The following is a 12,387-nucleotide window of genomic DNA, read 5'->3' on the forward strand; positions in this document are numbered from 1 at the left end:
AAATCTTTATTCAAATCGGTTTACCAATGTGCCAATTCCTTCAACAGACACCTTCACTGTATCACCGGCTACCAAAAATTTTGGGGGATTAAAGCCTTTTCCCACACCAGAAGGAGTTCCTGTCAAAATTACATCTCCGGGTTCAAGTGTTACCAATGCAGAAATTTGTGTAATCAATTCTTCTACAGAAAAAATCATATCATCTGTATGTCCATTTTGGCGTACTTCGTCATTCACTTTTGTCACAATGGATAGATTTTGCGGATTTGGTAACTCGTCTTTCGTCACTAAATATGGACCCATCGGACAAGATCCTTTCAAGCTTTTGCCAAGGAAAAATTGCTGGTGTTTCTTCTGTAAATCACGCGCTGTTAAATCGTTTGCGATTGTATAGCCAAACACATGATCATAAGCAAGTTTTTTAGGAATATTTTCTCCCTTTTTACTGATAACAACGGCCAGTTCACCTTCATAGTCATATGAAGAAGTGGCATCTGAATGTACTGAAAGTAATTCTCCGTCTGCTGCAATTGTTGTCGGTGATTTTGTGAAAATCATCAAATGTTCTGGTGCAGCTTCTGAACCCATTTCTTTTGCATGCTCTGCATAGTTTCGACCCACACCAAAAATATTTTTCGGTGTTCGTGGAATCGGAGATAGCCATTTGATGCTTGTAAATGGTCGTTTGAATTGATTCGGCTCTTCAGAATTCAGAGCAGCATCTGCGAGCTTACGCATCTGCTCAACAAAATCCATTCCTTTTTCAATTCCATCAACAATGGTCTGAGGAAAATCGGGCAACACTTGGAGCGTCTGTTGTATCGCCACCACGTCCCATATGGCTTCTTCTTTCTTCACCTTGGGACCGAAACGAATTTGACCTTCATAACGAAAAGAAACGATTTTCATACACTGACACTCCCTCTGAATGAAATTTTGTTTAATTCAGTCTACGATACTTCGACAAATTTTTCATCGATTTTTTTTATTTAATTTTTCCATACGTCGCTCTTTTCCAGAGCATTTCAATCGGTCCTTGCTTAAACTTGGATAACCAGATTTCTGCGAATATTATTTGGACGATAAAGATTCCGACAGCTAGCCAAGTTCCTGTCAATACATCCACTTTGCCATACAAGCCAAACCCATAAGAATAAAAGATGGTGGTGGCAATGACTGATTGTGTTAAATATGTCGTCATGGACATTCTTCCAACTTTAGCAACAGGCGAGAAGAGCTTACGGAAGACAGTTAATTGACATAACAGTGCAATCAGTCCTGCATAGCCAATAGCGACCAAGGGACCTCCAAATATATCTTGCACATACATTGTGAAAAAGTCCGCTTCTTTTGTGAAAGGCAAGAACTTGATGAAATAGCCCACTGCCAATGTTAGTACCGTCAATCCAATCCAAAAAATCTTCTTCTCTGATGTGCGTTCAATCAATTTCGCTTTAGCCGCCGCAGCACCAAGCAGCATATAAGGGAAAATCGTTATACCTATTAATAATAAGGTCCCCGACTCAATATTGGCATAGCTCCAATCGGCTGCCCGCTGAATGAAAATATCAGTCCAGCTTCCAGAACCAAATGCCAGGATAGAAGATTCAATCTCCTGTACACCGGCATAAAATTCTTGGCCAGTTTGCGCTGCGTAATAAAGTAAAAACGAGAAACCTAAGTTCGGTATGAGATAAAGAGGTAACGCAATTCCAAGTAACCAGCCACTTGAAAGTCGCAACAACAAAATGATAATAAACCCACTCAGTGCATATGTGATCAATATGTCACCTGACCAAATAAGGAAAGCATGTAGAATTCCGATGATCAATAATACGCTTAACCTGCGTATTGCAAGTGGTAGGAAAGATCCTCCTCGTTGCTTTGATTTAAGGAATTGCATCATCAATCCATAGCCAAATAGCATGGAAAATAAAGGATATACACTTCCTTGTAACACTATATCTATCCATTGAAACGTTTCTTTATCACTCAGATCTGTATACCAAGTGTACGGATTTATGTAGTAATAGGGAGTATGAAACGCCAGCATATTGACGATAAAAATCCCTAGGAGTGAGAAGCCGCGCATCATATCGATTGCAACGACCCGTTCCTGTAATTCTGTAGGTCTTAAATTCACCTTCAATCCTCCAATACAATGATTTGATTCGAGTCAAACAAATACAATATTTTTTCCTTGATGGTGATGGAAAGAATATTTTCTATAGCTTTTTGATAGAGCGACAGCTGTAAACCATAGCGATGCTGCATTTCCCGCAAAATCGAAGTCTCGTTATGGAAAACACCTTTAATTCGATCGGTTTTATAGTCGAGTAATACCCACTGTCCATCTTCTTCTTGGAATAAGCAATCTGCGATACCCTGCAAAATTTGAATGTCCCCATCCTCGTCTTTCATACCATACGTAAAAGGTACTTCACGCAGGACTTCGGAAGCATGACGCAATCTGTCCACAAGCGGTGATTGCAGGAAGTTTTCAATGGCATTCACTTTTATGGCTTTTGCTTCATTTGTAGTCAACAACTGACGATCTGCATGCAGTTGAATAAAGGATTCAATCATTTCCCTGCCAGGATGTAAATTGAAATCGAGGTGCTGCATGGCCGTATGCATCGCTGTACCAATTTCTGCACTAGTTAGTTTGTGCTCCCCTTGTTGTAGAAAAGCAGGCCGTTTATGAACACTGGTAATGGCTTGCTGAACTTCTTTCGTCCTGAAAAATTCGGGTTCTTCTTCTTTTCGCAGTTGATCAATTCGTTTCAGTTCACTTACCGATTGCTTGGAACGTTTGACGGTTGAACGCTCGTGAATATAGACTGTATTGAATCGACGTTCCACTTCACTCATTATTTCCGGGGAAATTCCTTTTTGCTTCGTGGCATCAGACGGCTCTGAAGTAGTATCGATTGCAATGACCTGTCGTAATTCTTCTACATGAATCGTTTCAAACGACCATTTCGATGGATGTGGCAATGCATCTGAATCCACCTGTCCTTGCCACAACGCGAAGTCATGATGTCTAGCGACGGCAGGACCAATCCAATCCAGGAACCCCTTCGCACGTGAACGTACATATTCCGGTAACATATCGCCACTGGAAGCGGAAATATCCTGCCACTTGTCAATCGATTTTTGTGCATCCTTAACAGTCGCGACGAGCATTAACTTTTCCTTTGCTCGTGTCATCGCTACGTATAAAACCCGCATTTCTTCCGACTTCAGCTCCAGCTGCTTCTTTTCTTTCATGGCCAAAAATGGCAGTGATGTAAAGGAAATTCGTTTATCCGGATCCACTGCTTTTACAGCCAAACCGAACGTCTGATCAAATAAATACAGTTCATTGAAATCCATTTGATTGAAGTCACGGCCAAGACCGGCAATGAACACATAAGGAAATTCAAGTCCCTTGGAAGAATGGATTGTCATTAAACGGACGACGTTTTCTTTTTCACTCATTGCACGTGCTGTTCCCAAGTCGTCTCCACGCTTTTTCATTCGGTCGATAAATCGCAAAAAGCGGAAAAGTCCACGGAAGGACGATTTTTCATAAGACAGTGCACGGTCATGCAACGCACGCAAGTTCGCTTGTCTTTGTTTTCCTCCTGGCATGGCGCCGACCATTTCGTAATAGTGGGTATCCATATAAATTCGCCAGATTAAATCTGCCAATGATCCCCGTCGTGCCAAATCACGCCATTCTTCATAATGAAGGAAGAATCGCTGCAGCTTTTCAGCTGTTTCGGAAGCGATGCCACTGCCACCCATTCGGACGAAGTTTTTAAGTGCTTCATAAAATGGTTCTTTAGGAGCGGATAGACGGATATGGGAAAGCTCTGCTTCCGTTAACCCGACAAATGGTGCCCTTAGCACCGAAGCCAGGGGAATATCCTGATATGGATTATCGACAATACGCAGGGTATTCAACATAATCATCACTTCAAGCGCATCAAAATAACCTTTTGAAAGGTTAGCATATAACGGAATGCCCGCCTGCTTGAATTCTTCCGTTAGATCAGCTGACCAAGTCATAGATCTCGTCAGGATCACTATATCCCGGTATTCAAGTGGACGTTCTTTTTTTGTCCACGCATCGACGACCATCGTTTTCTGATCCATTAATGAGCGAATTTTTCGGATGATATAGCGAGCTTCCCACTGGGATTTTTTCAACTCGTCAATTTCTAAGATTTCTTCATTGATTTCTTCGTCTTCACTCGCACCTTCATCGACATCTTCCGTTTGCTGAGACAGAATCGTAAGCTCTACTGAAGATGGCTGATCCGGATACGGAGCTCCTGCTTTTAAGGCTGCCGCTTCATCGTACTGAATTTCCCCAACTCGTTTCCCCATGATTTGAGAAAATATAAAATTGGTTGCATCCAAAACTTCCGCGCGACTTCGGAAGTTGGCATTTAAATCGATTTTCACACCTGTATTTTGCGGTTCTGTCGTAAACTTCAAGTACTTCTCCAGGAACAACATCGGTTCAGCCAAGCGGAAACGATAAATCGATTGTTTGACGTCACCTACCATGAACATATTGCCATTTGCTTCCGTACCGGTTTTGACAATCTGTAAAATGGTTTCTTGCAAACGGTTTGTATCCTGATATTCATCCACCAGAACTTCTTTGTACTGCATCATGATGTCCTGGGCCGTGCTTGAAGGAACAAGTTGGCCATCTTCTTCTTCCGTCAATATTTGCAAGGCAAAATGCTCCAAATCCGAGAAATCGACTAACCCTCGCTCACTTTTTGCCAAACGATATTGGTCACCATAAGTTAATGTCAGTTCCACCAATGTTACTAGCAGAGGGTGCATCATTCTCATTTCCTGCAATAATCTTGCTGGTGTTCGTGTGAAATAGGCTTCTTTCACACCATTGACGCGTTTCTTCAATTGATCACGTTTATCTTTCGCTTTTTGAACGAGTTCGTCGTCGAACGTATCTTTCGGGATACGGGCAGCCGTCGCAAATTTCAACGTTTGGAAGAAGTCAAAAGTCGACTGCCACGATTGTGTGGAAATACGACGAATCGCTTCAGCAATTACGAGTTGATCTTGTTCCACTGTGGTCCCGTAAGGAGCTGGACCTGCCGGAAGCAACGCATATTGACGAATCTCTTCCGTCATCGCATACGCTTCTTCCATAGCATGCTGGATGGTCAGTTTAAGCGCTCCGATAAAGGGCAGATCATCGATTACCATATCGTCAGGCACATTATAGCTTTGTGGGATTGACTGTAACCATTTCTTCGGTTCCGGATGTACACTTGCTGTGTCATATAATTTATCAATCAACGTTTCAATCATTTGATCGTCCCGGTCTGTCGTGAAACTGTCAACAAGTCTGTACAGCGCTTCAGGATTTTCCGCTTTATGCGCCGACTCCAATATCGCAGCCAATACATCATCACGAATTAGAGCTGCTTCCGCTTCGTTTGCCAGTCTGAATCCCGGATCCAAATCGAGGATGTAAGCGTACTGCTTAACAATGGATAAACAAAAAGAGTGAAGTGTCGAGATTTGCGCTTTATTCAATAGACTCAATTGTCTTCTTAAATGACTGGAATTCGGATTTTTCACAAGCGCTTTTTCCAGCGCTTCCGCCATCCGGTGTCGCATTTCGGCCGCCGATGCATTGGTAAATGTCACAACGAGAAGCTCATCCACATCAATCGGATTATCTTCACGAATCATCTTTTGGATTAGACGTTCAATCAGGACAGCCGTTTTTCCTGAGCCAGCTGCTGCTGAAACGAGTATGTCACGTCCTTCTGCAAAAATGGCGCGCCACTGAGCGTCAGTCCATGTAACATCTTGTGGTTTAATTGGTATCAGCATCAGGTGAGACCTCCTCTTTAATTCGTTGCGTGACTTCTTCTGGTGTACCTACCGACAGTTTACGATAGTGCTGGTCAGGATCTGTAGGATCAAACTGGCATACACTACGGAAATTACAATAGTCGCATGCTGTTTTATCCTTCATCCTGTAGGGCAGAACCCGTGTATCGCCAGCGAGCATCCCATCTCCGGCTTGCTGATGCTTTTTACGTACAAATGTCCGCAAATTCGCCATGTCCTGTGTGGACACAACTTTCGAAAAAGATTTGGATATTGAGCCGTCTTTATTGATGCGGGCTGGTATTACTTTTGAAGTGCCTGCTATTTCCGTATCCATTTCACTTAAGACGTTGGCATCGTCTATCAATAAACCGCGCATTTTATACTTCTTAAATACTTCTTCCGCAAGGTCCATGTCAGAAAGCTCTTTAGCCAATTTCAACATTGGATTATGAACATGCATATATAAAACACCTGCCGGACTGGCATCTTCACCTAACCAAATTGCCGAGTTACTGACAGCCACATCCAAATACGTAAGCATCTGCAGGGAAATTCCATAATACACATCATTTAAATCGAGTCCTTTAGCGGACGATTTGTAATCAACGATTCGCACAAATGGCTGGCCATCCACAACAGCTGCGTCCACGCGGTCTATACGACCACGCATTTTCATGGCGTGACCATTTTTCAATGGGATTTCCAATGTGGGCAATTCTTCTCCAGGACCAAAACCAGTTTCTATCGCGATTGGAACAAAAGTCGAGACACTAGCATGATCACGTAAAGTCGTCATGGTGCGTTGCAAAATCTGGACGAGTTTACGTTGAATATAGGTATATCTTTTTGTGCTGAGTAAAATTTGATGGACAAAAAATGGCGAAATTTCTTCTACTGCTTGTCTCGCCAATTCCCAAGCCTGAGAAGTTGAAAGCTGTGCCCAAGTTAACCCCAATCGCTTCGTTTCGTCAGAAATCCATTTCAAAGCGGCATGGAATAAATCTCCGATGGCCGGGGCTTCTAGTAAATATTCTGCGCGTTCTTCCAAGCGCAAACCATACGTTGCGAAATGTGCAAAAGGACAACTGTAATATTTCTCGACACGTGACACACTGGATATGAACGTATCCCCATACAATGCATTGGTCGTTTCACGGTCCAGACGCTCTGCGATTATTGGATTCGTCAGTGGTCGAATAATCCGTTCGAAAACGCTATGCCAAAATGGATCATTTTCATAATAGGAAGCAACCGCCTGCCATTCTTCCTCCAGATTTCCTTCAACAGCCGCTTGTTTTAATTTAGTGGCAAGGTATGGCAAAGTTGCCCGAGGATGTTGGATATAGTAATCTGTACTGTCTTTCAAAACAGCCGGATCAATGACAGCCAGTTCCACTTCGATTTTCGGCAACAATTGCTGCAATCGTTTGATGAATGTCGAAGGAAGCAGTGCTTTCCCTTCTTCATCCGCAACAGCGTATGACACAAACAGTTTTTCGGAAGCTGTTGTCACCGCTCGGTACGCCATATAGGATTCGTCCATCAGACGCATTTTTGACGTCGGAGCCAGCTCAAAGCCAATTTGCATAAACCATTCCCGCTCGGTATCCGAAAGCAACCCTTCCTGTTCGAGTCGTTTTGGAAATACCCCGTCATTGACGCCAATGACAAATGCTGCCCGAATATCGGACAATCGGGATAAATCAACCGTTGCTACGGTCACTTGATCGAGTGACGGTGGAATGCGGGAGAACTCCAACGTGTCAAAACCTTCTTCCAATAGTAGCAAGCTTTCTTTAGGAGTCAGTTTTTCATCACCAAACATCAACACAAATTGATCCAGTACATCTACCCACTGTGACCAGGCCTGGTCATGCTCGGTAGCTAGCAAAAGACGCCCCTGTTCATTTTCCTCATCTTTTAACCCTTGCAGCTTATCGTAAATCTGTAACTCTTCGATTAATTCAAATAGTGCCTGTGCGACGTCTCTTCCTGTCCCGCATGCCTCTATTTTCCGTCTAAACTCCTGAAGAGGGGTCAAAACGATGTTTCTCACTGCAGTTATGTCAGCTTGGATAGCACGTTCTTCATCTGTTTGAACTTTTGAATGAAATTCAAGTCCACGGTATTTTTTCACGAGCCAGCGTCGTTCATCCGACCAGCGTTCGCCATAAATCCCTTGTGAAATCACGAAATTCTCTAAACGATCTGCGCGTTCACGCCATACTCTTTTATTTGCTTGTAGCGGGAAGAACAAATCCGTTTTGATGGCCCTGAACATTGGCTCATATTGAAAATCATTTAAAACTGCTTCAAAAACAGAACGACTGAATTCGACCAATGGATGATGAAGCATGGCCTTTTTCCGATTGATGAATACAGGAATATCGTATTGAGCAAATGTGGTTTCAATCAATTCATCGTACACTTCGGGTTGGCGATATAAAATCGCAACATCACGATAGCGAAGCTGTTCGTCACGAACAAGACTTCGGATATGTCTTGCAACTGCGTGAATTTCTGCCCTTCTACTGTCCGCTTCAACCACAAGTACATGATTATGATCGTCAATGGATGGTACGGGATAACTATGTAAGTTCGCTTCAATATGTTTAATCTCATTTGTCATAAAACGCTTGTTTTCGTTTAAATGGATTGAAGGTTCAATTGCTACGGATTCAGTACGTGCCACTTCCTTTAAACGTTCTGCAGTCTTAGCAGCACTGTGGAATAATGACTGCTCATCCATCAAATCAAGGCTTTCATCATCCAAAGGCAGTGCAATGGTGACGCGTTTCGCATGTTTAATCAGTTCTCCGATAATTTCGTATTCCCGGGTTGTCATCGTCACAAAACCATCAATATAAACGTCCGCCTCAGCAATTAATTCCGATTGAACAATTTGCTTGGACAGCAAAGCATAGTAACCTTCGCTGTCAATATAAGCAGTTCCAAGCCGTTCCTCCAAAGCACGCAACAAAACCGACAAGTCATGTGACTTATCTTGTAAAGTACGCGGGGCATTCAGTTGTTTAAGAGATTCCTCAAGAGAAATTAAAGTTGTACCGTCAAGGCAGTATCGGGTGAACTCCTTTAACAGCATTTCCATCTGGTTAGTAAATCCTCGTTTATTGGCAGCTTGCTTAAAAAGAGAGAACTCTTCCTTGTGTTCTTCAAGCAATCGGCGGATTAACATGCGGTAGCCGAATCCACTGATTTCCTGACGGCTTATCCCTCCTGTTTCCTGTAATACACGCCAAGCCAGTCGTTTGAATGTAGTGACTTGTGTACGGATGATTCCTTTTGAATGATCCATTGCTGAAAGTGCAAATTCAGTGGAAAAGGACATTTGGTCAGGTACCACAAAAAATATAGGCGCACCCAGTGGATTACTCATGGCATTTTCAGTTACTTCATGCCGCATGAATTCAGATTTCCCTACACCAGCTCGTCCGGTAATTAATCGTAATGACACATCCATGCCCCCCTATTAAATCATGTATAAAAAACAAACAAAATCCCGAATATTTTCCTTCCCTCTATTGTACCTAACTACTGCAAGAGGGGGAAATTATTCGGGATTTTCACCTGAGAAATTCATCGTTGCTGATTCAAGTGGCCAGTACCTTGCGACTACTTTTCCAACGATATCTTCTTTGTTGACGAATTGAAAATAACGACTGTCCAAACTTTGTCTGCGATTATCACCAAGAACAAAATACGAATCAGGGGGAATACGTACTGCCCCAGTGATTCCTTCAAGCGTAAAGTTCTCTGTTAATCGGTCGTCGGGGTTTTGATAGGCATCATATGACTGCAAATACGGTTCTTCCACTCTTTGGTTGTTGATAAAGAGCTTATCGTTCTTGTACGTGAGGACATCTCCTGGTATTCCAATGACTCGTTTTACAAAATCTTCATTGTCAGCGGAATGAAAAACCAAAACATCCAGTCGATCAATATCACCAACGGAATACGAAATTTTACTCACTAGTACTTTATCCAAATTGTGGAGTGTAGGCTCCATCGAATGGCCAGAGACGGCATAATTCGTGATAAGAAATGAACGAATGATGACAATGATCATTACTCCGATGACAATCGCTTTTAACCATTCCCATGCCTCTTTTTTCATTGAAGTCAAACCGTTGGCCCCTTCCCTTCCTGTCGTTCTTTTTGAACCAATAAAAAGTTAGCTTCCACCCGTGCATTCAATCGACGTTCAATTTGTTTTCCGATGAACCAAAGCAAAATGATTACGCCAATGACTATAGCAGTCCGTATCGGCTGTGTAATTAGGGCTTTGATATCATAACCGATGAAGCTGATTGTCAAAATCATCACAAATTTCCCAGCCAACAATGTCCATAAATAAGAATTCTTTTTCATGTTAGACAATCCTGCTACCAAATTGACTAATGCTGACGGGGTAAAAGGAAAACATAACAGCAAAAATAATGGAGCGAAACCATGGGTCTCAACCCAATGGATTAATTTTTGAACACGTTCGTGTTTAGTCATGAAACGAAGAAAGCGCGCCCGTCCATATTTTCGAACCAGTATGAAAACTAAATATGAACCCACAACTGTCCCCGCCCACGATAATAAAAACCCTATCCATAAACCATATGCGCTAGCATTTGCAAAAACGAATACAAATAGAGGTAAAAACGGTAAAAATGCTTCTAAAAATGGTAACAGGAAGCCAATGAGAGGTCCCAGTGAACGATAGTCCCTTGTTAGTTCCAATAAATTTTCAGTTGTTAACCAATCGAACATGTTCCTCATCCTCAAAAAAATTATAGTTATCCTTCAGTTTCCCCGTCGACTGCCAACATCAAACATACTGATAATGGATGATTAAATGAATGACCGTCGTTTCTTCGCTATTATTCACATACCGATGTGTCTGATTTCCGGAAAAAACAAGTGTGTCTCCTTTTAGTAAATCAACTTGTTCACTTTCAAGGATGACTTTCAGTTGTCCATCTACTATTGTAAGCGATTCCTCGACACCTTTCAGGTGAGGGGCACTTTCATAAGAACATAAAGGATCCATTTCAATCCGATAAAACTCCCAGCCCCGTTTTGGATCATACGGAATAATGGAAAATACACGGTAACGGCCTTCGTCTTCTGTTAAAAAAGGAATATCTGTAGGTGATATTTTTTTTGCATTCAGCCTCGGTGGTTGCAATAAAGATGAGAAGCTGATTTTAAGTCCGTCTGCAATTTTCCAAATGGTAGAAACCGTAGGATTGGATTCACCTTTTTCCATTTGCGCCAATTGTGCTTTACTTACATCCGTCAGTTTGGCTATATCATCTAAACTCATCCCGCGTTGTTGTCGTATCATTTTTAATTGTAGGCCTAAATTACGTCTCATCTGTTCCATCTCTTCACCTCTTATTGTTTACTTTACCATACAGATGTATAATATATTAAACTTTGAAGCGGGAGGAATTCGACCAATGACATTTATGAATGGAATAAGAGCTGGGTTAAGCATTGCCATTGGCTACTTTCCTATCGCATTAACCTTTGGATTACTAGCAAAAACAACCGGGTTGTCTATGTGGGAAGCAACAGCCATGAGTATATTCGTTTTTGCTGGTGCTGCACAATACATATCGTTAACTCTGATATCAACAGGTGTAGACCCTATCTTAATTGTTCTTAATACGTTTGTTGTCAATATCCGACACTTTCTTATGACGGCCTCATTAAATGAAAAGATGCAACCTGAAGCACGTTGGAAAAAAGCCATATATGCGTTTGGGGTGACGGATGAAACGTTCTCCGTATTAGCAACAAATAAAGCCGACAAAATCCGGACTCCTTTTGCAGCCGGTGTTATTCTGATTTCTTACGGCAGCTGGGTGGTCTTCACTGCTATAGGTCATGTCATTGGTGCCAATTTACCCGAGTTCCTTCAAGCAGCCATGTCGATTGCTTTATACGCAATGTTTGTCGGACTGCTCGTTCCATCCATGAAAGGTAACCGTAAAGTGATGCTGCTGGCTTTCTTCGGTGCAGTGATTCACAGTGCTTTGTATTGGAGCGGCCTCCTTTCAACAGGATGGTCCATTTTAGTAGCGACGCTCGGTTCAGCCATTTTGGTTGAAATGCTGTATGCGAAGAAAGGAAGTGCAAGTTAATGGAAAAATCGTACTGGTGGATGTTACTTGGAATGGCTGTGGTCACCTATATACCACGCGCATTTCCACTAACATTTCTGGAAGGCCGAGAATTGCCTCCCATTGTCAGCGGAATACTGCGTAATATTCCTTACGCTGTTTTGGGCGCACTGATCTTTCCCGCTATGTTGTTTGTACAGGAAGGAAATATGTTATTCGGGCTTATTGGTGCACTTGCCGCTTTTACACTAGCATTTGCTGGAGCGAATGTAATTATCGTTGTCATGGGGTCCATTGCTGTTCTGGCGATATATGGTTTGATAGGTTGATGTAATATATTTGGATTATATGACAAAAAACGAATAGCATCATAGCTATT

General features: G+C 42.3%; 9 protein-coding genes. 2 read left to right on the top strand and 7 right to left on the bottom strand.

What is annotated here, in order from left to right:
• Window positions 1-6: 6 nt before the first annotated feature.
• The 7 genes from HMPREF1210_RS07480 to HMPREF1210_RS07510 form a co-directional block, all read right to left on the bottom strand.
• Window positions 7-909 carry a fumarylacetoacetate hydrolase family protein gene (locus HMPREF1210_RS07480; protein ID WP_016428038.1) on the bottom strand — a complete coding sequence of 301 codons (903 nt, stop codon included), beginning with the start codon at window positions 907-909 and terminating at the stop codon, window positions 7-9.
• Window positions 910-985: 76 nt separating this feature from the next.
• On the bottom strand, window positions 986-2,143 hold the full coding sequence (locus HMPREF1210_RS07485; RefSeq protein ID WP_016428039.1) for a DUF418 domain-containing protein: 1,158 nt from the start codon (window positions 2,141-2,143) through the stop codon (window positions 986-988).
• Between the two features lie 2 nt (window positions 2,144-2,145).
• The gene (gene addA, locus HMPREF1210_RS07490; protein WP_016428040.1) at window positions 2,146-5,868 is read right to left on the bottom strand and encodes a helicase-exonuclease AddAB subunit AddA; all 3,723 of its coding nucleotides are present in this window, start codon (window positions 5,866-5,868) and stop codon (window positions 2,146-2,148) included.
• Window positions 5,852-9,346, bottom strand: a complete 3,495-nt coding sequence (addB, locus tag HMPREF1210_RS07495) for a helicase-exonuclease AddAB subunit AddB (protein WP_016428041.1) — start codon at window positions 9,344-9,346, stop codon at window positions 5,852-5,854. Before addB ends, addA begins: the two co-directional genes overlap by 17 nt.
• Window positions 9,347-9,442: 96 nt before the next feature.
• Window positions 9,443-10,015 carry a signal peptidase I gene (gene lepB, locus HMPREF1210_RS07500; RefSeq protein WP_016428042.1) on the bottom strand — a complete coding sequence of 191 codons (573 nt, stop codon included), beginning with the start codon at window positions 10,013-10,015 and terminating at the stop codon, window positions 9,443-9,445.
• Window positions 10,012-10,650, bottom strand: coding sequence for a TVP38/TMEM64 family protein (locus HMPREF1210_RS07505; RefSeq protein ID WP_016428043.1), 639 nt, complete (start codon window positions 10,648-10,650; stop codon window positions 10,012-10,014). The genes lepB and HMPREF1210_RS07505 overlap by 4 nt, the downstream gene beginning before the upstream one ends.
• A gap of 58 nt (window positions 10,651-10,708) precedes the next feature.
• Entirely contained in the window at window positions 10,709-11,266 is a 558-nt protein-coding gene (locus HMPREF1210_RS07510; protein ID WP_016428044.1) for a helix-turn-helix domain-containing protein, read from the bottom strand.
• 76 nt (window positions 11,267-11,342) lie between these two features.
• Between HMPREF1210_RS07510 and HMPREF1210_RS07515 the strand changes: the two genes are divergently transcribed.
• Complete coding sequence (locus HMPREF1210_RS07515) at window positions 11,343-12,029, top strand: AzlC family ABC transporter permease (protein WP_016428045.1); 687 nt, start codon at window positions 11,343-11,345, stop codon at window positions 12,027-12,029.
• The gene (locus tag HMPREF1210_RS07520; protein ID WP_016428046.1) at window positions 12,029-12,337 is read left to right on the top strand and encodes an AzlD domain-containing protein; all 309 of its coding nucleotides are present in this window, start codon (window positions 12,029-12,031) and stop codon (window positions 12,335-12,337) included. Before HMPREF1210_RS07515 ends, HMPREF1210_RS07520 begins: the two co-directional genes overlap by 1 nt.
• Window positions 12,338-12,387 lie beyond the last annotated feature (50 nt).

Source organism: Paenisporosarcina sp. HGH0030 (assembly GCF_000411295.1).
In the GTDB taxonomy this organism is placed as follows: Bacteria; Bacillota; Bacilli; order Bacillales_A; family Planococcaceae; genus Paenisporosarcina.